This is a genomic window from Pseudomonas sp. PDM10, assembly GCF_014852295.1.
Classification (GTDB): domain Bacteria; phylum Pseudomonadota; class Gammaproteobacteria; order Pseudomonadales; family Pseudomonadaceae; genus Aquipseudomonas.
Window position 1 is genome coordinate 464,870 of sequence record NZ_JACVBJ010000004.1, and the last position, 23,459, is coordinate 488,328.

The window sequence follows — 23,459 nt, forward strand, 5'->3', positions numbered from 1 at the left end:
AACAGGTCACATTCAGTTTGGCCGGGGCTAAGCTGCGCCCACCGGAATGAATTGAGGTGTTCATCATGTCTCGCAATCACTACCTATTGCCGCTGGGCGTTTGCTTGCTGGCAATGCTGCCCGTGTTCCGCGATGCCCTAGGTGTCACGTGGGAGCCCTTAAAAGACGAAGTGGAATTTCAATGCGATAACGGCAACACGGTGCCCGGCTACAGCGTCTATGTTGTCGGCAACCATCCGGAGTTAGGGAATTGGGATCCGGCCAAGGCCGTAAAGCTCGACCCTAAACCCGCCCCTAACAACGCTACATGGACCGGCAAGGTACTTTTCCCAGGCACGGACGACGGCAAAAATGAGGAATGGAAGTGTATCGTGCGCAAAGAGAACGACCCGACCGACGTGAAGTGGCAGCCCGGCCCCAACAACACGGTGAAGTTGGTTTTCCGCACAAAGAGTATCGGCACATTCTGAGGCGTGAGTGAACATTAGGGAAAATGTATTCTCCCAAGATCAAAAGATCGGGCCACGTCAGGACGATCTTTTGATGTGTGTGTGTGTTATCCCATCAACAACCCTTGCTCGGCCTCACACAACCCCACCACGTAATCCCACAACACCCGCAACCGCACCGACTTGTGCAGCTCACGCCGCGTGCTGATCCAGTAGCTGCGCTGAATACTCTCGTCCGGCAGCAACGGCACCAGACCAGGATCGGCGCTGGCCATGTAACACGGCAGCACGGCGATCCCCAACCCGGAACGCGCGGCCTGTTGTTGAGCGATGACGCTGGTGCTGTGAAACACAACCTGCGGGTTGCGGCAGAAGCTGTTGAGGAACATCAGTTCCTGACTGAACAGCAAGTCATCGACATAGCCGATCCAGGCGTGGCGAGCGAGGTCTTCGCGGCTGCGCAGCGGTGGCGAACGATCCAGATACGCCTGGCTGGCGTACAGCGCCAATCGATAGTCAGTCAGTTTTCGCGTGACCAGCATGTCGGCGGCCGGGCGCTCCAGGTGGATGCTGATCTCGGCTTCGCGGTTGAGGATGCTGACGAAACGCGGCACCGCCACCAGTTCCACTTCCAGCCCCGGATAACGTTCGAACAAGCCGTTCATGCGGCTGGCGAGGAACATGATGCCCAGCCCTTCGGTCACGCCGACGCGGATCTTGCCTAACGGTGCGCTCGACTGAGTGATTTCTTCCTGAGCCAGCAAGGCGACGTTCTCCATGGCTTCGGCGTGTTTGAGCAACGCTTCGCCCGCCGGGGTCAGCTCATAACCCTGGGCATGCTGGACAAACAACGCCGTGCCGAGGCTCTTTTCGATGGCCTCGATGTGCCGCGCCACGGTGGCGTGGGTGGTGTTCAAACGGCGGGCAGCGGTGAGCAGGCGCCCGCTGCGCTGCAACTCGAGAAAAAACCGCAGGTCATTCCAGTCGAACATGAACCGTCCTTGAGGTGAGGCTGTTTAAAAACGCACAGCGGCTGCGCAAAAACTAACATTCTTTTGACGAAAGCTAACAACTAGGATGACCGACAACAAGAACAACAACATGAGGTCACGGATGCAGACTTCCCTGGATGAATACGACTACATCGTGGTCGGGGCCGGCCCGGCCGGTTGTTTGCTGGCCAATCGATTGTCGGCCAACCCGCAACATCGCGTGCTGCTGCTCGAAGCCGGCGGACGCGACAACTATGCGTGGATTCACATCCCCGTGGGTTACCTGTTCTGCATCGGCAACCCGCGCACCGACTGGTGCTTCAAGACCGAAGCGCAACCTGGCCTGCAAGGTCGCGCCCTGAGTTACCCGCGTGGCAAGGTGCTCGGCGGCTGTTCCTCGATCAACGGCATGATCTACATGCGCGGCCAGGCCGGCGACTACGACGGCTGGGCGGCTCAGGGCAATCCCGGCTGGAGCTGGAACGACGTGCTGCCGTTGTTCAAAAAAAGCGAAAACCATTTTGCTGGCGACTCGGAGTTTCACGGCGCCGCCGGTGAATGGCGGATCGAACGTCAGCGACTGTCGTGGCCGATTCTCGATGCCTTCCAAAGCGCCGCCGAGCAAACCGGCATCGCCAGCATCGATGACTTCAACCAGGGCGACAACGAAGGCTGCGGCTATTTTCAGGTGAACCAGAGGGCCGGTATTCGCTGGAACGCGGCCAAGGCGTTTCTCAAACCGATCCGCAACCGCCCCAATCTCACCGTACTGACTGACGTCGAAGTCGACCGCGTGCTGCTGGATAACGGCCGTGCGTCAGCGGTCAGTGCGCGTTGGCAGGGTCAGCCGAAAACCTTCAAGGCGCGCAAGGAAATCGTGCTGTGCGCCGGTTCCGTCGGCTCACCGAGCATCCTGCAACGTTCCGGGATTGGCCCTCGCCCGCTGCTGCAACGATTGGGGATCGGCGTTGCCCATGAACTGCCCGGCGTGGGTGGCAATCTTCAGGATCACCTGCAACTGCGCCTGATCTACAAACTGGAAAACGCCCGCACCCTTAACCAGATCGCCGGCAGCCTGTGGGGCAAGATGGGCATGGGCCTGCGTTACCTGTATGACCGCAGCGGCCCGCTGTCCATGGCACCGAGTCAACTTGGGGCCTTCGCCCGTTCGGGACCGGAGCAGACGTCGGCGAATCTCGAATACCACGTTCAGCCACTGTCGCTGGAGCGTTTCGGTGAGCCGCTGCACGCCTTCCCCGCCTTCACGGCGTCGGTGTGCGATCTGCGGCCGCAAAGCCGAGGCCGCGTCGAGATTCGCTCCACCGATCCGCAGGAAGCACCGCTGATTCAGCCCAATTACTTGAGCCATCCGGAGGACTTGCGGGTGGCAGCAGACGCCATTCGCCTGACCCGCCGCATCGTCGCCGCACCGGCCCTGCAAGCGTTCAATCCGGTCGAGTACTTGCCCGGCGACAGCTTGCAGAGCGACGAACAATTGCATGAAGCCGCCGCCCGCATCGGCACCACGATTTTCCATCCGGTCGGCACCTGCCGCATGGGCAATGACGCGCACGCCGTGGTTGATGCGCAACTCAAAGTCCATGGCATCCCCGGCCTGCGCATCGCCGACGCCTCGATCATGCCGCGCATCACCTCGGGTAATACCTGTTCGCCTACGCTGATGATTGCCGAAAAGGCAGCACAACTGATCCTGGCCACTCCTGTAAACACTATCCCTGTGGGAGCGAGCCTGCTCGCGAAAGCGGTGGATCATTCAACATCGAGTTGACTGACACGACGCCATCGCGAGCAGGCTCACTCCCACAAGGATCGCACTAGATTCACGGACATTGAGCTTTAACCCTGCAAGGAAAACGCAACACCAGTGGAACAAAAAAAACAATCACTGTGAGGGATACCGATATGTCAGAACATGTTCAGCCGTTGGAAGCCGTGCGCAGCGCGGGCACCAGCAAGGAAACCCAGAAAGTCATCTTCGCCTCGTCGCTCGGGACGGTCTTCGAGTGGTACGACTTTTTCCTCTATGGCGCCCTCGCGGCGGTGATCAGCAAACAGTTTTTCGCCGGGGTCAACGACACCACGGCGTTCATCTTTGCGCTGATGGCCTTCGCTGCCGGCTTCATCGTGCGGCCGTTCGGCGCGCTGGTGTTCGGCCGGTTGGGGGACATGATCGGGCGTAAATACACCTTCCTTGCGACCATCATCCTCATGGGCCTGGCGACCTTCTGCGTCGGGCTGCTGCCGACCTACTCAAGTATCGGCATCGCCGCGCCGATCATTCTTGTGCTGCTGCGCATGCTTCAGGGCCTGGCCCTGGGCGGTGAATACGGCGGCGCTGCCACTTACGTGGCCGAACATGCGCCGCTGGGTAAACGCGGTTTCCACACCAGCTGGATACAGTCCACCGCAACCCTCGGCTTGCTGCTGTCGCTGTTGGTGGTGCTCGGTTGCCGCTACTTCACCGGTGACCAGTTCGAAGTCTGGGGCTGGCGGATTCCGTTCCTGTTTTCGATCATTCTGCTGGGCATCTCGACCTGGATTCGCATGAGCCTGCACGAGTCGCCGGCGTTCGTGAAAATGAAAGAGGAAGGCAAACTCTGCAAGTCGCCGCTGCGCGATTCCTTCGGCAAATGGGAAAACCTTAAAGTCGTACTGATCGCCCTGTTCAGCATCAACGCCGGACAAGCCGTGACCTTCTACGCGGCGCAGTTCTACGTGCTGTTCTTCCTCACCCAGTTCCTGAAAATGGACCCGGCGCTGGCCAACAGCCTGCTGATCGTCAGCGTGATCATCGGCGCACCGTTCTTCATTTTCTTCGGCTGGCTGTCGGATAAAGTCGGGCGCAAACCGGTGCTGATGATCGGCCTGCTGCTGGCGACTGCACTGTACTTCCCGATCTTCAAATCCATCGCCCACTACGCCAACCCGGCCATTGACCAGGCCAGCCGTCAGGCACCGATCACCGTGCTGGCGGACCCGGCCACCTGCACCTTCCAGTTCGACCCGGTGGGCAAGGCGAAATTTGATAGCCCTTGCGACAAGGTCAAAACCTTCCTGGTGAAACAAGGCCTTCCCTACAACAGTGAAGCTCTACCTGCCGGCAGCGCCATACAGGTGAGCGTCGGTGAAGTGAAACTTGAAGGCTACGATGAAGCGGCCCTGCGAGGCGCCGTGACCCTGGCGGGTTATCCGTCAAAAGCCGACATTCAACTGATCAACAAACCGATGATCGTGGCGCTGATCGTCGCGCTGATCATCATCTCCGCCATGTGCTACGGCCCGCTGGCGGCGCTGATGGTCGAACTGTTCCCGACCCGCATCCGCTACACCTCGATGTCCCTGCCGTACCACATCGGTAATGGCTGGTTCGGCGGTTTCCTGCCAACGGTGTCGTTTGCCTTGGTGGTGTACACCGGGGACATCTTCTACGGGCTGTGGTACCCGGTGGTGATAACCGGGGTGAGCCTGGTCGTCGGGATGATCTGTTTGCGTGAGACCAAGAACGTGGACCTCGATAAAAACTGAGCTCACCACAATCCTTGTGGTGAGGGGATTTATCCCCTCACCACAGGTAAGCTCGACGACATCGGCAGCCCCGCCATTCACAGACCGAGGCACCATGATCATTTCATCCGCATCTGACTATCGCGAGGCAGCACGTCGCAAACTCCCGCGTTTTTTGTTTGATTACATTGATGGCGGGGCTTATGCAGAGCATACGCTGAGGGCCAATAGCGCCGATCTGACGGGCATCAGCCTGCGTCAGCGCATTCTGAAAAACGTCGAGACCTTGAGTCTTGAAACCACCCTCTTCGACCAACCGCTTTCAATGCCGATCATATTGGCCCCGGTCGGCCTGACGGGCATGTTCGCCCGTCGTGGCGAGGTGCAGGCGGTTAAAGCCGCGGAGAACAAAGGCATTCCGCTTTGCCTGTCAACGGTGTCGGTGTGCTCGATCGAGGAAGTCTCGGCACAAAGCCAGCAGTCCATCTGGTTTCAGCTGTATGTGTTGAAGGACAGAGGCTTCATGAGAAATGCACTGGAGCGGGCGAAGGCCGCCGGTGTGAAAAACCTGGTGTTTACCGTGGACATGCCCACGCCCGGCGCCCGATACCGGGACGCACACTCGGGCATGTCAGGCCCTTTTGCATCATCGCGGCGAATGCTTCAGGCCATGACCAAACCCGACTGGGCATTCAACGTCGGCCTCATGGGGCGTCCACACGACCTGGGCAATATCTCGAAGTACCTTGGCAAAGCCGTAACCCTCGAAGACTACATGGGCTGGTTGGCCAACAACTTCGACCCTTCGATCAGCTGGAGCGATCTGGAGTGGATTCGTGAGTTCTGGAAAGGCCCGATGATCATCAAAGGCATTCTCGATCCTCAGGACGCCCGGGATGCGGTCAGCTTTGGCGCGGATGGCATTGTCGTGTCGAACCACGGCGGGCGACAGCTGGACGGCGTGCTTTCCACCACTCGGGCATTGCCGCCCATCATGCAAGCCATCAGTAATGATTTGACGGTGCTGGTCGATTCGGGAATCCGCTCGGGACTGGATGTCGTACGGATGTTGGCGCTGGGCGCAAAAGGCGTATTGCTGGGGCGTTCCATGGCCTATGCGCTGGCCGCCGATGGTCAACGCGGGGTGGAAAATATGCTGGATATCTTCGCCAAGGAAATGCGCGTCGCCATGACCTTGACCGGGGTGACCTCGATTAGTCAGATTGATGAATCTACGCTGGTGGATGCTGTTCGATGAGCTGAACACCTGACCTTAAAACGCCGCGCCCATGCGCGGCGTTTTCGTGGATGCCTGGAAAACGACCCTCACTCAACGTCTTTGAGAACTTCAAAGGTCACTTGATCGGGATAAAACGCCATGTAGCCGCGAATCTGCTCTACCGACACTTTAGGGTCTTCATAGCTCCACACCGCGTTAGCGCCTTCATGTCCCGGGACTTGCAGACTGAAATAGCTGGCATCGCCCTTGTAGGGGCAATAACTCGTGTGATCGGTGCGGGCAAAGTACTTTTCATCGATATCCTCCCGCGGGACGTAATACACCGGAGGATAGTTGGCCTCGAGCAACACCAGCGCCCGTGCGGAGGCGGCCACCTGGATACCGTGAAACTTCACAAGCAGGCAGCCCGGCTGCTCCGCAATGGTGATGACAGGACTAGGACCGGTGCTTTTCATGAAATACGTTCCTCATGACGGTGATGGACCTGCAGGTGTCCGCGATGGCGTCAAGCCAGACACATCGGGTTATCGTTCATCGCGAGCAAGCTTTGCTCCAACAGGGGCACGCCGCGACCGCGGTTCATTAGGTATACCTCATGTTTTGCATTCACGACGGCTTCGCAGCCGAACGGGAGAAAGCCCCCTCGCCGGCCGTTCGATTCTGAACCGGATCAAGCACCAGATACCGCATTAAGAGGGGCAAACACTCAAAGCCGGTAAAACATCGTCTACGATCAATAAGACCGTTGACCTCCCTGCTGCTCAGACAGGCAGTCGTGGCATGGCGTGGGGATTTGAGTCTCAGAAACTTGAGGGTCTCACCATGCCCGCCACACAGTTTTCCCTCGACCAGAAAATCATCACCCTCGACGCCCGTCCGGATCGCCTCGACTTGCGCGATCGTATTTTTACCCCACGGGTCCAGTCGCTGCCGCCCTCCTGGCCCGCCGACAAGGACATTGCTTCTGAACTCTCGGGCTACCTGGACAAAAACATGGTGCTCTACCAGGGCAGCGAAGGCGCATGCACCGGGTTCGGACTGGCGGCGGTGGTCAACTTTCTGTTGTGGCGGCGAGACCGGGCCTCCACCAAAACGAGTCCGCGCCAGCTCTATCATCTGGCCAAACTCTATGATGAATGGCCGGGCGAGGACTATGTGGGTTCCAGTTGTCGCGGCGCGTTGAAGGGTTGGCACAAACACGGCGTCTGCGCGCAGGAACTGTGGCCCTATACCGTCAAGCCGGACGGATCGGTTCCGGCCTTTGAAGCACCGGCGGAGAATTGGGCAACGGATGCCATGACGCGGCCGCTGGGGGTTTACTACCGCGTCGAGAAGGACGATGTCACCGCCATGATGGCGGCGCTGTATGAGGCCGGCGCGCTCTACGTCTGCGCCAATGTGCATCAGGGCTGGGCACTGATGCGGCCCAAAGGCAAAAAACAGCCGGCGGTGGAATTCCAGAGCATGTCTCAGCTGCCCGTCATCAAATGGCCGGCGGCCAGTGAGGGCGGTCACGCCTTTGCCTTGATCGGGTACACCCATCAGGGGTTCATCGTGCAGAACTCCTGGTCAACCGACTGGGGATTTTCCGGCTTCGCCATCCTGACGTTCGAAGACTGGCTGGCCAATGGCACCGACGCCTGGACCGTGGCCCTCGGGGTGCCGATCGAACGCGGCGCGTTATCGCAGAACGCACGCCCTTCAGGCTCCCACAACGGCGCTCAATCACCGTTTCGTAGCGCGCTGTCGAGCTCAAGCGCCAAGCGCGAAGGGTTTTCCCTGTTCACCGCCAGCGCCTGCGAGCCTGATCGCAAAGGGCCGCCGCTGTTGACCAAGGATCAGGCTTACGGCCTGACCATCGTGATGGAAAACAACGGCAGCATCGGTCCTCGTCTCACCGACGTGGAAAACGTCCGGGCGGGCGTCAAACGCATCGTCTACGAGGCGCCTCGCGCCTGGTACGACAAGCTGCCGGCCACAAACAAACCCCCTGTGCTGCGCATCGCCGTCATTGCCCACGGCGGGCTCAATTCCGAGCAGGATTCGATCAATCGAATCTGTGCGATGGCGCCCTACTTCCTTGAAAACGGCATCTATCCGCTGTTTGTCACCTGGCGCACCGGGGTCCTCGAGACGCTGGCGGATATCGTCCAGGACACTCTGCCCGGACTATTTCCCGAAGCCGGCAGCATCAGCGATGCATTGAAGGCGATCAAGGACAAAGCCGTGGAAGGCTTCGATCGCACGCTGGAACTGGCGACCAAAAAACCCGGCGGCGACCAGTGGAGTCAGATGAAACAGAACGCCGAAGCCGCCGCAGTCGCCGGCTTTACCCCGCGTGGGCTGGTGGAAATGGCGGAGAACCTGAAAAACCTGATTGCCGACATGGGCAAGAAAAACGTCGAGCTGCATTTGATCGGCCATTCCGCCGGCTCCCTGATCAATGGCCACTTGATTCAACTGCTGTGGGCCAGGGGTTTGCCCACCGAAACATCGACGCTGATGGCCCCGGCCTGCACCCTCGATTTCGCCAACCAGACCTACCGCAAAGTCATCGAAGGCGGAGGCCTCAAGCGCAAGGATTTCCACATCCACCTCATGTCCGACAGCCGCGAACAGGATGACAACGTCATCGGCGTGTACCACAAATCCCTGTTGTACCTCGTTTCCCGGGCCTATGAAGAACTGCAACGCATGCCGCTGCTGGGCATGGCCAAAAGTCTGGACAAGCAGTACCAGGACTTCAGCAATCCCGATCTGGCGGAGTGGAACATCGCCGCCAAAAACATGACCGAACAGTGGAACCAGTTTTACTTTGGGAAAACCATTCCGGCCGGGTTTGCCGCAACGGGTCGCGGGCTTCCCGAAGCGTTCGCGCAAACCCTGCATATCTTCAACGATCCGAAAATGAACTATGGCGCGGGCACCAAAAAAGACACCTCCCACGGCGGCTTCGATAATGATGTGAACGTAATTACCGCCGCGTTGCTGACCATTCTCAGGCGAGAGCCCGGCGCGAAGCTGGACCAATCGGTGGTTAACCTGAACTACTGAGGAGCCTGTGCAATGAATCGCAACGCACCGACTGTACATCCATACAGATAAAGATTGCCCCATCGCTCTTCAGCCGCCATTCTGTGCGCCTCTCGACAGTTGATGAGCGATGGTGGTTATGCGGCTGTACCTCTGTGAAAAACCTTCCCAGGCCAAAGACATTGCGGCCGTCCTCGGCGCCAGGCGTCGTGGCGACGGCTGCTGGCTGGGAACGGACGTCACGGTGACCTGGTGCATCGGCCATTTACTGGAAACCGCGCCGCCCGACGCCTATGACGCGCGTTACAAGCGCTGGGTGCTGGCGGATCTGCCGATCATTCCAGAGAAGTGGAAAATGACCGTCAAACCGCGCACGGCCAGCCAGTACAAAGCGGTCAAGCGCCTGCTCGGCGAGGCCAGCGAACTGGTGATCGCCACCGACGCCGACCGCGAAGGCGAGATGATCGCCCGGGAACTGGTGGAGCATTGCCGGTATCGCGGGCCGATCCAGCGGCTATGGCTGTCAGCGCTGGACGATGCGTCGATCCGCAAGGCGCTGGCAGCCCTGAAGCCGGGGGCCGAGACCTTCAGCCTTTACCATTCGGCACTCGGGCGCTCGCGGGCCGACTGGCTGATCGGGATGAACATGAGTCGGCTGTTCACGCTGTTGGGGCGTCAGTCGGGTTATCAGGGCGTATTGCCGGTCGGTCGGGTACAAACGCCGACCCTGCGTCTGGTGGTGGATCGCGACCGCAGCATCGCCGATTTCGTGCCGGTCGCCTATTGGGCCATCGACGTGCAACTGCTGCACGACGGCACCACGTTCACCGCCCAATGGCGTGCAGCCTCCGAGGTTTGCGACGATCAGGATCGCTGCCTGAATCAGGCGTTGGCGCAGCAAGCAGCGGCGGCAATTGGCAGTGCGGCGAGTGCCTGGGTGATCAAACTGCGTACCGAGCGGATGCGCGAAGTGGCCCCCCTGCCCTTCGATCTGGGCACCTTGCAGGAAGTCTGCTCGAAGAAGCTCGGGCTCGGCGCCCAGGAAACCCTCGACATCGCCCAGGCCCTGTACGAAACCCACAAGGTCATCACCTACCCACGCAGCGATTGCGGTTACCTGCCCGTAAGTCAGCACAGCGAAGCACCGGGCATACTTGCCGCGCTGAGACAGGCGGATCCGGCGCTGAACGCCTTGAACGATTTCCTCGAGCCTCAGCGCCGCTCACGGGCCTGGAACGACGCCAAGGTCAGCGCTCACCACGGCATCATCCCCACCGCTGCGGCGAAAAACCTCGAGCGGCTGGCGGGCAAGCAGCGGGCGGTCTACACCCTGATCCGCGCACGTTACCTGGCGCAGTTTCTGCCCAACCATGAATACGACCGGACCCAGGCCGACTTCAACTGCGCCGGTGAAGCCTTGCGTGCCGTCGGCAAGCAGATCGTCGAGCCCGGCTGGAAACGCGCCCTGCCCGAGGCCCTTGCCCCGGCCAAGGGCCGCGAAGCACCGGCGCCGCAAACGCTGCCGGCATTGGCCGAAGGACGTGACTGCGCGGTGGCCGACGTCAAGCTCAAGGACCTCTGGACGCAACCGCCCAAACCGTTCACCGAAGGCGATCTGATCAAGGCGATGAAGAACGTCGCCAAACTGGTGGAAGATCCCTTGCTCAAACAGAAACTCAAGGACACCACCGGCATCGGCACTGAAGCGACCCGCGCCTCGATCATCCAGGGCCTGCTCGACCGCGGTTATCTGATCAAGAACGGCAAGGCCCTGGCCGCCACCCCGGCCGCGTTCAGCCTGATCGATGCCGTGCCGCGTGCCATCGCCGACCCCGGGACCACAGCCATCTGGGAACAGGCGCTGGACATGGTGCAGAGCGGCGAGATGAGCCTGGAAGAATTCGTCACCAAGCAGGCCGCGTGGATGAGCAAACAGGTCGCCCGTTGCGCCGGCCTGAGCCTGACCATCAGCGGACCGGCAAGCCCCGCCGGGCGCGGTGCCACTCCGTGGAAAAACAAACGCAAGCCCGCCAAACGCAAGCCCTCGACGGGCGCCAAACGCGCGGCAAAACCGGCGAGCAAGGCTTGAGGGGATTTCGAGCGAGCCCGAATGGACTATGTTTTTTGTGGGAACGGGCTTGCTCGCGAAGAGGGAGTGTCAGTCAACATTCGTGTTGCTGGCACACCGCTTTCGTCGGAACGCCCGGAGCAAGATAATGCTGTTCACTTAAGAGAGTCTTGAATCAGAGAAACCTGTGGCGAGGGAGCTTGCTCCCGCTTGAGTGCGTAGCACTCACAAAAATCGGCAATGATTGTCAGATTTTTGGGGCTGCTACGCAGCCCAGCGCGAGCAAGCTCGCTCGCCGCAAAGGTACGCACGATCCCAGAGCGCACCTAAGTGAACAGCATTACCCGAAGCAAGACAGCTTCCACAGCTTACCCGCCAGGCAACAGCCCTGCTTTCTGAGAGGTACGATCATGGCGACAATCAGCAGCCAGCCCTTGATTGAACTGCACGCCGCCCAGCGCGACGAACTGGAAACGATTGAAAACCTGATGCAGTTCTACCTGTATGACTTCAGCGAGTGGCTGCCGCTGAAGCTCGGTGAGCATGGCTTCTTCAACGCTCAGCCCAAACCGGGTTACTGGCGCAACCCCGCCACCAGGCCGTTTTTGATCAAGGTCGACGGAGAATTGGCCGGTTTCGTGACGGTGGATGACGAAACCCATCTTCACGGCGCCGAGTACAACATCGGCTACTTCTTTGTCAGTCGACGCTTTCGTGGCCAAGGCGTCGCGAAGTTTGTCGTTTCCACCCTCTTGAGCCGGTTCCCCGGTCAATGGCAAATTTTCCACCTCGACGTTAATCAGCCTGCGCAGCGGTTCTGGGCCCGGGTCCTGGCTGATCTCACCCATGGCGAGTTCACCCTGCATCAGCTGTCGGTAGACGGTTATCCTTGCACCGTTTACCGATTCCAGGCATCGCTGCCAGCGTCCTGACCGCGCTTTCCCATTCGGCTTTTTAATTCCAAACGACTTTGTCCGACAATATGTAGTGAGCAAAAATAATCACTACAAAACCGTTGACGCCTCCGATTTGCCCTTGCATGATGCAGACGTCTCCCCGATCGGGAGTACAGGCAACACGTTTGAGCAAGCTCGTCTGACCGCCGAGCTGTTTTTCCCGGATACACGCTGCCCACAAGGCAGATTGAAGAAACTGACCTGGCCTGAACGTCCAGTACAAGGACGAGAAGCGCTGGCGATCAATCCTCATGAAGCTTGTGGCCGACCCTGAAAATGTCGGCAGTGGCCTGAAGGTTTTCGCTGCTTCTCCTCGTTGTGACGCTATTGCGTAGCAGTTATTCAACACGACTACATGCAACAGACGCGGGACCCCGTCAATTTGGCGGCTGACCGCTGACGTCCTGGTTTCGGTGCCAGGGATCAACTAACCGATGGGCTACCTGTATTAGCGAATCAACTTTGAAAGATCACCAAATGGTCAAGGGGCTTACTATGAATCTGAACAATCAACCCACTATCGATGAACTGGCTCATCTGTTCGCTGCACAAAAAGACAGCCATGACAGCCATATTCTGTGGATCAGCAAGTCGGGCCAGGTGCATATCGACTGCCTGTCGCCTCACGCCCATGAAGCGGAGTTCGACAAGAACAACCAGAACCTGCTCGCCCGACTGAAGATGTACCGTCGCGGCCAAGGCTATGTCGGCAAGAAAGCCGCGGCCGACAAGGACTTCATCGGTCATGTTCTGCAAACGCTGAAACAGGCGTGGGCCTCGATGCAGAACCAGAACGAAGTTCGGGTGATTGACCGGTTCTACTGATACCTCTACACCCCATCCATAAAAAGGCCCCGCTCGTCATATCGAGCGGGGCCTTTTTTGTTTGTCTCGTGCGCACCAAACAACGCTATCGTTAACCGTGTGCATTGGATCATTGGAGGTTTGTGATGAACATACAACTGACAGGCTTGCTGTTACTCGTAATGGCCAGTGCTGCCCATGCAAACAGCATCACTGGCGTGCCGTTGTTCGATGCGGACTGCCCCGGCAAAATCATCGTCCACGCGGATCAGGACGGCCCGGTGTTGATCAACAGCAAGGAAGCCGAGACCAAAGCCATCGACGATCGCCGATTCGAAGCCAGGGGTTCGGGCGTCGTCATCTCGATCCTCCTCTCCGATGACGACTCGGTCACGGTGTCCTCCACGGGCAAGGCGCCCAATGGTGTCTGCCAATTAGTAGAGGACTGAGGTTGTCGACTCACCCGTTGCCGCCCCCAACACCAGCTCCATAAACGCCACCGACGCTGCACTGTGATAGTTGTTTTTGCGTCGAAGCAGCGCGGCTCCTCTTTTGGGCGCCTCCCCCAATAACGGGATTTTGCGCAACGCCCGGTCCTCGGTGGCAATGGGCTCCGGAAGGATGGTGGCGATGGCCGTGTGCCGAATGACTTCCAGCAAGGTGCTCACCGAGTTGACCTCGATCACCACCTTCGGCGTGATCTGCTCCTGGGCAAAGTACTCATCAATGCGGGTGCGGGTCACGAAGTCCGGGGCCAGCAGCGCAAACTCCAGTTGCGCGACCTCTTGCGCGGACAATGCGACCTGGCTTTCGTATAACGGGTGATCGCGCCCCACCATAACGCCCAAAGTCTCGGTAAACGCCGGGATCGACTCGATGTCGGCATTTCTGACCTGGGTAAACGCGATGGCGATGTCCAGTGAGTCATTCAACAGCCCGGTCTCGATGTCATCCATCGACAGCTCAAAAATCTGTAAATGGATGTTCGGATACCGCGCCACGTAATCGCACACCAGAGGCCCCACCAGGTACGCCATGAACGTTGGGGTCATGGCCAGCCGCAAGGTGCCGCGGGACAAGTCCTTCACGTCATGCAGTGCACGTTTACCCGCCTCCAGTTCCACCAGCACCCGACGAGCGCATTCGATGTAGGCCTCTCCCGCGTCGGTGGGTTTGACCGTGCGCGAGGTTCGGTCGAACAGGCTCACGCCCAGGGTTTCTTCCAGTTGCCGGATCTGCTGGGACAGGGTCGGCTGCGAAACGTGAAGCGCCTCGGCGGCGCGGGTGAAACCGCCGTGGTCAGCGACCGCCAGCAAATAGCGCAAATGTCGGAGCAGCATGGGGAATCACCATCTATAGGCTGTGCTTATGCGCTGCATTGTATATCGGTCTTGGACGCTATGGATCGATCGGCAGAAGATGGCTCCACACCCAAGCAACATCACTCCCGACAGGAGAATCACCATGCAACAGTCCCACGCCTACAACGACCCAAGCCTGGCCCTGACCACGTCGATCCTCGATGCAAAAGCGCGCAAAAACCTGTCCTGGCAGGATCTGACCGACGGCACCGGCCTCGGCCTGGCCTACGTCACTGCCGCCCTGCTCGGTCAGCACCCGCTGCCGGAAAGCGCTGCCAAGGTGATTGGCGAAAAACTGGACCTGGACGCCGACTCCGTGGCCCGCCTGCAGATCATTCCGCTGCGCGGCAGCCTCTCGGGTGTCCCGACCGACCCGACCATCTATCGCTTCTACGAAATGATCCAGATTTACGGCACCACCCTGAAAGCCCTGGTTCATGAGCAATTCGGCGACGGCATCATCAGTGCGATCAACTTCAAGCTCGACATGAAGAAAGTCGAAGACCCGGAAGGCGGCTCCCGCGCGGTGATTACCCTCGACGGCAAGTTCCTGCCACTGCGTCCGTTCTAAGCGGATACCGGCCCGCACCGTGCTAAATCCGTAGCAGCTGTCGAGCCTGCGAGGCTGTGGCGAGGGGATTTATCCCCGTTGGGCTGCGAAGCGGCCCCTTTTTTTCCAACCACTGCGCATCCAATGGATTACGACGGCTTCGCCGCCGAACGGGGCGGTGCGACGTTTCGATAAATCCCCTCGCCACAGCCTCGCAGGCTCGGCAGCTGCTACAAAAAATAATCATTTGATTCACGCATGAGGACATCGCCATGAAAGCGCTCATCGAAGGTTTTTTGAAGTTCCAGAAAGACGCCTTTCCGCAACGGACCGACCTGTTCAAACACCTGGCCACTACCCAGCATCCGGGCACGCTGTTCATCACCTGTTCCGACAGCCGTGTCGTGCCGGAGCTGCTGACCCAACAGGAACCCGGTGAACTGTTTGTGATCCGCAACGCCGGCAACATCGTGCCCTCCTACAGCCCTCACCCCGGCGGTGTGTCGGCCACGGTCGAATATGCGGTCGCGGTGCTCGGCGTCACCGACATTGTGATCTGCGGGCACTCGGACTGCGGCGCCATGACCGCCGTCGCCAAGTGCACATGCATGGACCACCTGCCCGCCGTCAGCGGCTGGTTGCAACACGCCGAATCAGCGAAAGTCATCAACGAATCCCGCCCTCACGCCAATGAAGCGGCGAAGGTGAGTTCAATGGTTCGGGAGAATGTCATCGCGCAACTGGCCAACATCCAGACGCATCCGAGCGTGCGCCTGGCTCAGGAGAAAGGCCTGTTGAATTTGCATGGTTGGGTTTACGACATCGAGACCGGTTCGGTCGACGCCCTGGATGCCAACAGCCATCGTTTTGTGGCGCTCGCCGAGTATCCGGACACCTGCGCCCTTCAAGCCCGATCCATAGAAGCAGCAGCCTGAAGTGTGTATCCATCGACGCAGCGCTCCCGGCTCACGGGAGCGCTGCACTGACACGATCGACCGGGTTATTTATCGTCGATCCTGGTTGACGATGGTGGCCGACGCTCAGGGGCCTCTTCCGCGTTGGGTGGTTCTGGAATACTGCCTGGCCTGAACACGTGAGTCAGCAAGTCTCTGGCATCGACATCGACGACCCCCTGAACCGAACGGGTCAGAGCAACAGCCTGCTCACACTGTTTATGGGTGTTGACGCGACCGCTCAATGCCACCGTGCCCCCATGGGTTTTGACATGGATTTGCAGGCCAAGGCTGGGTTCGGCCATTGCCAGGGCTGACTTCACCCTGGCGGTAATCCACGTGTCGTGAACGCCCCTTTCCAGATCATGAGAGTATTGTTGGAAGGAATGAAGTTTCATGATGTAACCCTCTCTCCGTCATCAGATGCACTGCCCGTCCATTGGCTGTGCAGCCTTGATGCTCAGACGAGCGTTATGGACATCTGATTCGTTTTGGAGTGCTCGCCACGCCCCTACGGACGCACATTAAGTATAGTGCGGCTGTTGACCGGGGTCGTGGTGCTGGATCAGCGTTTGACCGACAGATCCGTCTGGGTCATGCGACTGCGGATCGTGAACACCCCATCTCCCGAAAGAATCGCGCTGCGAGCAAACAGGCGGCCGCTCTCCCAGTTCGAAAGCCCCAGTTCCGGCTTGTTCAGCGCGTACTGTCCGTCGACCCAGCGGGTAATCCCGTTACCGACAAAAGGTGCGTTGACGGCGCTGTAGAAGCGTTCCTGAGCCGCGGCATCTTCACTGATCAACGACACGGTGAACTGCGGGCTGTAGCGATTGAACAACGCGATGGCGCTGTCCAGGTCATCGACGATCTTCAGGCTGACTTCCGGGGTTTCTTCCCATTCCCACTCGCGGCCCAACTGATCCTCGGGCAGCGGCTCGGCCAACGCTTCGGTTTGATAGCCTTCGGCGCGGTACACCTCAACGCTGGCGGTCTGCCAATCGGTCGGCAAGTACGACTCGCTGCCTTCGACGATGTGCAATTTGCAGCCCTGCCCGCGTGCGGTGCCGGCCTGTTGCAACGCGTCGAGGAACAGCGGCAGCAGTTCTGCGACACGGTCACGGTGAATCAGGCAGACGTTCATCGTGTTGCAGACTTTGCGATCCAGGGAGTTGCGCACTACAGCGGCAAAGCGCTGGGCATCGGCGTATTTGTCGGCGATCAGCCAGGCACCCCCGGTGCCGTGCAGGCTGACGGCGGTGCCGGCCTGTTGCGCGATGCTGCCCAATTGACTGACGGCGCGACCCGAACCTCGGGCCACCGCCAGCGACAGGCGTCGGTCGGCGAACATCGCCCAGCCGGCGGCGTGATTGACGCTTTCCACCAGCGACACCGCGCCGGTCGGCAACCCGGCATCGCTCAGTGCCGGATTCAGCGCATGGGCGACGATGGCTTGCGCCGTGCCCAACGCATCGCTGCCAATGCGCAGCACCGCCGTGTTACCCGTGCGCAACACACCAGCGGCGTCGGCAAAGACGTTTGGCCGGCCTTCGAAGACGAACGCGACGATGCCCAGGGGCGAGACCACTTGCTCGACTTTCCAGCCGTCATGCTCGATGCAACTGACCACTTTGCCGCGCGTGGCGGACGCATCGCGCCAGGCCCTGAGGCCGGCGATCATGTCGCGGCGCATGCGTTCATCCGCCAGAAGCCGTGTGGTGGAGCGTCCGCGGGCCTTGGCCCGTTCGATGTCGGCCAGGTTGGCGGCTTCGATCAAGGCCCAGCAGGCAGGGTCTTCCAGGCGTTGGGCGAAGCGATCGAAGAACTCGCTGATGGCTTGATCGGAGACCGCGGACATTGCGCTGAAGGCCGCTTCGGCTCGATCGATTGCAATGGCCGCCGCTTGCTGGTCAGCCACCGGGATCAGCAACAATTCGCCGCTGACCTGCTCCACCAGCAAATGGTCCCCGGGCTGAAAACGTGCGGCCAATTCGGGGCTGACCACAGTGACGCGGTTACCAGCGAAAGGGATCGGCGTGCCAGCGACTAGACGTTCGAGCGCAAGAGACATGAAGCGGTTTCACCATGCAGGGGGCGGCCGGAAAATGTATAGGAAAATCCCTGGAGCGTCATTAACCGCACGCCTGACCGGTGATCGAAAACCCGGCGGCCCGGCACCCGGCCCTCCTACGCTGAAAAAGGTGCATCAGCGTTTCCTGTTTTCCAGGGTGGCCGTCATGAGCCGCGATACCGTGCCTAGAACACCGACCAGCCAATCCGCTGACTCAGCAACTCCAGCGCGGCCATGCCCGCGAGGGAGTTGCCGGCGGTGTTCAACTCCGGCGACCAGACGCACACCGTGAATTGCCCGGGCACCACCGCGACAATCCCCCCGCCCACGCCGCTCTTGCCGGGCAAACCGACGCGATAGGCAAAGTTGCCGGCTTCATCGTAGAGGCCGCTGGTGGCCATGATCGAGTTGACTTGCTGGGTCTGGCGGGCGGTGAGGATCTGTTCGCCGCTGTGCTTGCAGAAGCCGTCATTGGCCAGAAAACAGAACGCCCGCGCCAGATCCACGCAGCTCATGCGTAGCGCGCAATGGCTGAAGTAACTGCGCAGCACCGCTTCGACGTCGTTGTGGAAATTGCCGAACGACTGCATCAGATAAGCCATCGCAGCGTTGCGCGCGCGGTGCTGGTATTCGGACTCGGCCACCTTGCCATCCACCATGACTTGCGGGTTACCGGACAGTCGACGGACAAAATCGCGCATCGACAGTGCCGGCGCGGCAAAGCGTGACTGATTGATGTCGCAGATCACCAGCGCACCGGCGTTGATGAAGGGATTGCGCGGGCGCCCGCGCTCGAATTCCAGTTGCACCAGCGAATTGAACGGTTGGCCGGAAGGCTCATGACCCAAGCGCTGCCAGATGGCTTCGCCGGAGTGCTCGATGGCCTGCACCAGGCTGAACACCTTGGAAATACTCTGCACCGAGAACAGCGTATGGGCATCGCCGGCGCAATACAGTTCGCCGTCATTGCCGTACACCGCGATGCCCAACTGATCGGCCGGCACCGTACCGAGGGCGGGAATGTAGTCAGCCACCTTGCCCTGGCCGATCAGGGGACGAACTGCGTCAAGGATCTCGTTCAACAGCGCTTGCATGCCGGGTTCCGAAGTCTCGCCCCATGGGATTGCGGGGACACAGACGCTAGACGCCAGCGGTCGAGGCCGGATCACAGTTTTCCGTGGCATTGGATAAACCCAATCTCCAATACCCCACTGATCCCCTGATCCCCTGATCCCCTGTGGGAGCGAGCCTGCTCGCGATAGCGGTGTGTCATTTAACAATGATGTTGACTGACACACCGCTATCGCGAGCAGGCTCGCTCCCACAAGAGATCAGTGGTTTACGTATCACAGTGTGTACAGCCCCCCTCCCGACACACCCCACCCCTAAAACCCCACGCCAAAGACACATCGCAGATACACCTGCTTGATGAACTGTGCCTGTCGATTGGCCACGCCGATCAAAGCGCTCAACTCACTCAATGCTACGGAGTATCACCATGTTCAAGCTCTCGACCTCTTCCTTGACCCTCGGCCTGATCATCGCTGGCGGCCTGGCCCTGTCCAACGTGGCTTCTGCCTCTGAGTCCGAGGCGTTCAGCATGAAACAACTGGCCCACGGCTACAGCCAGGTCCAGGCCGACTCGGCAGAAAAACCGGCGGAAGGTAAATGTGGCGAAGGCAAGTGCGGCGCCAGCGAGTAACCCTTTGCATGGGGCACCGCTGTGCCCCTCCTCCCTGACTGAACGGAGATCAAGCCCATGACCACCTCACTCTCATCGGCCGTGAAAGGCCTGCACCTGAACCTCGACCGTGCCGGTAGCTGGATTGCGCCGCTGACCCTGCGGGTGTTCCTCGCGTGGGAGTTCTTCGAATCAGGCCTGGAAAAATTCAATGGCGAAAACTGGTTCGCCGATATTCAGGACAGCTTCCCGTTCCCCTTCAACCACGTGCCGGCCACGCTGAACTGGGAACTGTCGATGTGGGCCGAACTGATCTGCGCCCTGGCCATACTGGTCGGCCTGGGGACACGGATCTCGGCAATCATTTTGATCGTGGTCACGGTCGTCGCGACTGCCGCCGTTCACTGGCCGGCCGATTGGTCTACATTGAGTGAGCTTGCTCAGGGTTACGCCATCAGCAACAAGGGGCACGGCAACTTCAAACTGCCGCTGATCTACCTCGCGGCCTTTATGCCGCTGTTGCTCTCGGGTGCCGGCAAGCTCAGCCTCGATGCGCTGCTGGCTCGAGTCTTCTGGCGTCGCGATAACCGCTGAAGGGTATTTGCAGTGGACGGTTTCGCCGAATGATGGAAACGTATGCAGGTGATGCCAAGCTTCAACACCACACAACCCCAGTAACCTTCACCCCACTCACTTGTGTAGACAGGAGCCACCATGAGCGTGACCACCCAATGGATCGAAATCGACAGCGCCGACGGTAAATTCGGCGCTTACCTGGCGATTCCGCACACCCGCAAAGGCCCGGGGATCGTGTTGATCCAGGAAATTTTTGGCGTGAATGAACACATCCGCTCGGTCGCTGAACAATACGCTGCCGACGGTTATCTGGTGATTGCACCGGACCTGTTCTGGCGCAGCGGTCACCGCATCGAACTGGGTTACGACGAGGCCGGCTGGAAACGCGCCGTCGACTTGATGAACGCCACCGATGTCGGCAAGGCACAGACCGACATCGAACTGGCCATCGACGCCTTGAAAGCCCAGCCGGGTCTGGACGGCGGGATCGCTTCGATTGGTTACTGCTTCGGTGGTCTGCTCTCGTACCACACCGCCGCCAATGGGCTGGTGGACGTGGCCATCGCCTATTACGGCGGCGGCATCCAGAATCATCTGGACCGCGCCGATGAAATCGAAGTGCCGCTGCTGATGCACTTCGGTGAACAGGACAGCCACATCCCACTGGAAGCCGTGGAGAAAATCGCCGAGCGCTTCGATACCAACGATAACGTGGAAATTGTCGTGTACCCAGAGGCCGAACATGGCTTCAACTGCTCGCATCGCGACAGCTACAACCAGCGCGCAGCGGCTGAAGCCCATGGCAATACACTGATCTTTTTGGGTCAGGAACTGTAAGGCCAGACGAGCAAAAAGGGGACTTCCATCGATCCGGTGGAAGTCCCCTTTTTTTGGTGTCTGTGATGGCCCCATCGCGGGCAAGCCACGCTCCCACAGGGGAAATGCATTCCAATGTAGGAGCATGGCTTGCCCGCGATGGCGTCGACACGGTCTCAGCCGCTCAACGACTGGTTTCTTCTACCACCTCGTTCACCATCAACTTCGGATGAGCACTGCGTTCATGCACATGGCTCGTCGGTGTGCGATCTATCAACAGGCTCAACAGTTCCGGACGGCTGTAGTGACCGCGCGAATCCATCATGCGTTTGCGCCTATCGATCAGGCCCATGTCGAGGTCGACGATCACCTCGCCTTCGCCTTCGGTCAATGAGCCCAGCACCACGCCGTCCGGGCTGATGATCGCGGTAAAGCAACCACCGGAAATCGGGCCGATGGGGCAACCGGTGTCGGCCATGATTTGCGCCTGTTGTTCAGGGTTCAGCCAAGCGGTGGAGTTGACCACGAAGCAGGCCGCCTCCAATGCATGCTGGCGGATGCTGACTTCCATTTGTGAAGCGAACAAAGGCCCCGCAAACGATCCTGGATACATCGCCGCGTGGATCTGTTCGCCATCGGCCATCAAGGCATAACGGGCCAGCGGGTTGTAATGTTCCCAGCACGCCAACTGGCCGATGCGCCCTACTGCGCTGTCGGTGGCACGCAGGCCTGAGCCGTCGCCCATGCCCCAGATCATGCGTTCGTGATAGGTCGGGGAAATCTTGCGCCGACGCTGAATCAGGGTGCCGTCGGCATCGAACAACAACTGCGTGTTGTACAGCGTGCCGCCGTCACGTTCGTTGACGCCGATTGAAACCACCATGCCGGCCTGTCTGGCGGCGGCGCCGATAGCCTCGGTGGCAGCCGAAGGGACAGTGACGGCCTGATCCAGCAGTTTGAGGTGTTCGGCCGCCATTTCGAAAGGCGACTGAACGAACGAGAAGTACGGGTAATAAGGCACGATGGTTTCCGGGAACACGGCAAACTGCACGCCCTGCTCGCCAAGCTCGATAATTTTCTGCACCACTTTGTCGACGGTGCCTTCACGGCTGTAAAGAACGGGGCTGATTTGTACGGCGGCTGCTTTTACGAGGGTCATGGCGGTGATCTCATTGAGGGAATGGACTACTTCGAGATCAAAATTACGCCAATAATATTTAGACCGAAATGTCGAATACACCACCTTTTAGGACACGCTCTTCTGTAGGAGCAAAGCTTGCTCGCGATGGCGTCTTTGAGACCGCTATCGCGAGCAAGCTTTGCTCCTACAGAGCGTGGCATCACCCGCGATTGGCGCGTTGAATGACCTGCGGTGGCTGGCCAAATGCGCGGATAAACGCCCGACGCATCCGCTCCCGATCGCCAAAACCGGTATCGGTCGCCACCACGTCGATGGGGTGACGACCGGTTTCCATCATCAGACGCGCCGCTTCTACCCGCAGGTTTTCGATAGCCTTGGCCGGTGATTGCCCGGTTTCGGCATGGAACACACGGCTGAATTGCCGAGGGCTGAGGTTGGCGGCGCTGGCCAGTTCCTCGACTGACAGTGCGGACTTCAGGTTCTGTTTGGCATAGGCCAATGCGGCCTGGATGCGGTCGGTCTTGGGCTCCAGTTCGAGCATCACCGAAAACTGCGACTGCCCTCCCGCGCGTCGGTGGTACACCACCAATTGCCGGGCCACCCGCCGCGCCACTTCCGCGCCCAGATCCTTTTCCACCAGCGCCAACGCCAGATCGACACAAGCGCTCATGCCCGCGGCCGTCCAGATGTTGCCGTCGTTGATGAAGATCCGGTCTTCCTCGACCTTCACCTTCGGGTACGCCTTCTGCAGCGCCGGTGCATGGCACCAGTGCGTGGTCGCCCGTCGGCCATCCAGCAAACCAGCCTCGGCCAGCGCAATGGCGCCGCTGCAGATCGAGCCCAGACGCCGGGTGGTCCGGCTGGCGTTGCGCAAAAACGCCACCATGCCCGGCGATACTGGACGGATCAGGTTGTCGCCCATCACCAACAGCGTATCGAACGAGCGCTGGTCGAACGCCGTGGTTTCCACGCCAAACCCGGCGGAGGTCTGCACCGTACCGCCGTGCTCGGACAGCAAGGCAATGTCGTACGCCGGTTCGGCGGTGGCCATGTTGGCCAACTCGAACGTGGCGCACATGGCCAGGCCCAACACCTGAAACCCGGGGTAAACGATGAGTCCGATGGCGTGCATGGCAGTTGGCTCTTCTGACCTTAAAAGTGGTATGCCTGATTTAACAGCCACTGACGTTGCATCGCAAGATGATCGTCATTGCACGCTTTAGGGTACTGACGCTGACCGGTATCG

The 23,459-nt window shown here is 59.7% G+C and carries 22 protein-coding genes; 14 read left to right on the forward strand and 8 right to left on the reverse strand.

Annotated elements, in window-relative coordinates; all coding sequences use genetic code 11:
• Positions 1-65 precede the first annotated feature (65 nt).
• On the forward strand, positions 66-470 hold the full coding sequence (locus IB252_RS16580; protein WP_225607464.1) for a carbohydrate-binding module family 20 domain-containing protein: 405 nt from the start codon (positions 66-68) through the stop codon (positions 468-470).
• A gap of 86 nt (positions 471-556) precedes the next feature.
• On the opposite strand, the gene IB252_RS16585 is transcribed toward IB252_RS16580, so the two are convergent.
• The gene (locus IB252_RS16585; protein ID WP_192409569.1) at positions 557-1,441 is read right to left on the reverse strand and encodes a LysR family transcriptional regulator; all 885 of its coding nucleotides are present in this window, start codon (positions 1,439-1,441) and stop codon (positions 557-559) included.
• A gap of 121 nt (positions 1,442-1,562) precedes the next feature.
• Here IB252_RS16585 and IB252_RS16590 point away from each other — a divergent pair, with 121 nt between their 5' ends.
• The 3 genes from IB252_RS16590 to lldD all read left to right on the forward strand — a co-directional run bounded on the left by IB252_RS16590 (position 1,563) and on the right by lldD (position 6,224).
• Entirely contained in the window at positions 1,563-3,230 is a 1,668-nt protein-coding gene (locus tag IB252_RS16590) for a GMC family oxidoreductase (RefSeq protein ID WP_192409570.1), read from the forward strand.
• 134 nt (positions 3,231-3,364) lie between these two features.
• On the forward strand, positions 3,365-4,987 hold the full coding sequence (locus IB252_RS16595; RefSeq protein ID WP_111452529.1) for an MFS transporter: 1,623 nt from the start codon (positions 3,365-3,367) through the stop codon (positions 4,985-4,987).
• Between the two features lie 94 nt (positions 4,988-5,081).
• On the forward strand, positions 5,082-6,224 hold the full coding sequence (gene lldD, locus IB252_RS16600; protein ID WP_192409571.1) for an FMN-dependent L-lactate dehydrogenase LldD: 1,143 nt from the start codon (positions 5,082-5,084) through the stop codon (positions 6,222-6,224).
• A 68-nt stretch (positions 6,225-6,292) separates the two neighbouring features.
• Here the strand turns inward: lldD and IB252_RS16605 are convergent, their stop codons facing one another.
• Positions 6,293-6,661 carry a DUF427 domain-containing protein gene (locus tag IB252_RS16605; protein WP_111452527.1) on the reverse strand — a complete coding sequence of 123 codons (369 nt, stop codon included), beginning with the start codon at positions 6,659-6,661 and terminating at the stop codon, positions 6,293-6,295.
• Positions 6,662-7,028: 367 nt separating this feature from the next.
• Between IB252_RS16605 and IB252_RS16610 the strand changes: the two genes are divergently transcribed.
• The 5 genes from IB252_RS16610 to IB252_RS16630 all read left to right on the forward strand — a co-directional run bounded on the left by IB252_RS16610 (position 7,029) and on the right by IB252_RS16630 (position 13,516).
• Positions 7,029-9,260, forward strand: coding sequence for a C1 family peptidase (locus IB252_RS16610; protein WP_192409572.1), 2,232 nt, complete (start codon positions 7,029-7,031; stop codon positions 9,258-9,260).
• A 118-nt stretch (positions 9,261-9,378) separates the two neighbouring features.
• Entirely contained in the window at positions 9,379-11,328 is a 1,950-nt protein-coding gene (locus IB252_RS16615; RefSeq protein ID WP_192409573.1) for a DNA topoisomerase III, read from the forward strand.
• A gap of 389 nt (positions 11,329-11,717) precedes the next feature.
• A complete protein-coding gene (locus IB252_RS16620; protein ID WP_192409574.1) occupies positions 11,718-12,239 on the forward strand; it encodes a GNAT family N-acetyltransferase in 522 nt (173 codons plus the stop codon).
• Between the two features lie 519 nt (positions 12,240-12,758).
• Positions 12,759-13,088: a hypothetical protein gene (locus IB252_RS16625; protein WP_008151464.1), complete on the forward strand. Its 330-nt coding sequence runs from the start codon at positions 12,759-12,761 to the stop codon at positions 13,086-13,088.
• Positions 13,089-13,213: 125 nt separating this feature from the next.
• Positions 13,214-13,516 (forward strand): hypothetical protein, encoded by a 303-nt coding sequence (locus IB252_RS16630; protein ID WP_111452523.1) that lies wholly within the window; start codon positions 13,214-13,216, stop codon positions 13,514-13,516.
• On the opposite strand, the gene cynR is transcribed toward IB252_RS16630, so the two are convergent.
• Positions 13,502-14,407, reverse strand: coding sequence for a transcriptional regulator CynR (gene cynR / locus IB252_RS16635; protein ID WP_192409575.1), 906 nt, complete (start codon positions 14,405-14,407; stop codon positions 13,502-13,504). The genes IB252_RS16630 and cynR overlap by 15 nt on opposite strands.
• 124 nt (positions 14,408-14,531) lie before the next feature.
• Here cynR and cynS point away from each other — a divergent pair, with 124 nt between their 5' ends.
• Together cynS and IB252_RS16645 are read left to right on the forward strand one after the other, a co-directional pair.
• Positions 14,532-14,999, forward strand: a complete 468-nt coding sequence (cynS, locus tag IB252_RS16640; RefSeq protein WP_008151471.1) for a cyanase — start codon at positions 14,532-14,534, stop codon at positions 14,997-14,999.
• Positions 15,000-15,250: 251 nt separating this feature from the next.
• Positions 15,251-15,913 (forward strand): carbonic anhydrase, encoded by a 663-nt coding sequence (locus tag IB252_RS16645; RefSeq protein WP_192409576.1) that lies wholly within the window; start codon positions 15,251-15,253, stop codon positions 15,911-15,913.
• A 65-nt stretch (positions 15,914-15,978) separates the two neighbouring features.
• Here IB252_RS16645 and IB252_RS16650 read toward each other — a convergent pair whose 3' ends face one another.
• The 3 genes from IB252_RS16650 to glsB all read right to left on the reverse strand — a co-directional run bounded on the left by IB252_RS16650 (position 15,979) and on the right by glsB (position 19,093).
• The gene (locus tag IB252_RS16650; RefSeq protein ID WP_111452520.1) at positions 15,979-16,329 is read right to left on the reverse strand and encodes a BON domain-containing protein; all 351 of its coding nucleotides are present in this window, start codon (positions 16,327-16,329) and stop codon (positions 15,979-15,981) included.
• A gap of 167 nt (positions 16,330-16,496) precedes the next feature.
• Positions 16,497-17,999 carry an aldehyde dehydrogenase family protein gene (locus tag IB252_RS16655; protein ID WP_192409577.1) on the reverse strand — a complete coding sequence of 501 codons (1,503 nt, stop codon included), beginning with the start codon at positions 17,997-17,999 and terminating at the stop codon, positions 16,497-16,499.
• Positions 18,000-18,184: 185 nt separating this feature from the next.
• A complete protein-coding gene (glsB, locus tag IB252_RS16660) occupies positions 18,185-19,093 on the reverse strand; it encodes a glutaminase B (RefSeq protein ID WP_008151482.1) in 909 nt (302 codons plus the stop codon).
• Positions 19,094-19,497: 404 nt separating this feature from the next.
• On the opposite strand from glsB, the gene IB252_RS16665 reads away from it, so the two are divergent.
• The 3 genes from IB252_RS16665 to IB252_RS16675 all read left to right on the forward strand — a co-directional run bounded on the left by IB252_RS16665 (position 19,498) and on the right by IB252_RS16675 (position 21,093).
• Positions 19,498-19,701, forward strand: a complete 204-nt coding sequence (locus IB252_RS16665; protein WP_008151484.1) for a hypothetical protein — start codon at positions 19,498-19,500, stop codon at positions 19,699-19,701.
• 57 nt (positions 19,702-19,758) lie between these two features.
• Positions 19,759-20,274, forward strand: coding sequence for a DoxX family protein (locus IB252_RS16670; RefSeq protein WP_008151486.1), 516 nt, complete (start codon positions 19,759-19,761; stop codon positions 20,272-20,274).
• A gap of 120 nt (positions 20,275-20,394) precedes the next feature.
• Positions 20,395-21,093 carry a dienelactone hydrolase family protein gene (locus tag IB252_RS16675; RefSeq protein WP_192409578.1) on the forward strand — a complete coding sequence of 233 codons (699 nt, stop codon included), beginning with the start codon at positions 20,395-20,397 and terminating at the stop codon, positions 21,091-21,093.
• 163 nt (positions 21,094-21,256) lie between these two features.
• On the opposite strand, the gene IB252_RS16680 is transcribed toward IB252_RS16675, so the two are convergent.
• Positions 21,257-22,231: a nitrilase-related carbon-nitrogen hydrolase gene (locus tag IB252_RS16680; protein ID WP_192409579.1), complete on the reverse strand. Its 975-nt coding sequence runs from the start codon at positions 22,229-22,231 to the stop codon at positions 21,257-21,259.
• A 181-nt stretch (positions 22,232-22,412) separates the two neighbouring features.
• Positions 22,413-23,345 (reverse strand): GlxA family transcriptional regulator, encoded by a 933-nt coding sequence (locus IB252_RS16685; RefSeq protein WP_192409580.1) that lies wholly within the window; start codon positions 23,343-23,345, stop codon positions 22,413-22,415.
• Between the last annotated feature and the right edge of the window lie 114 nt (positions 23,346-23,459).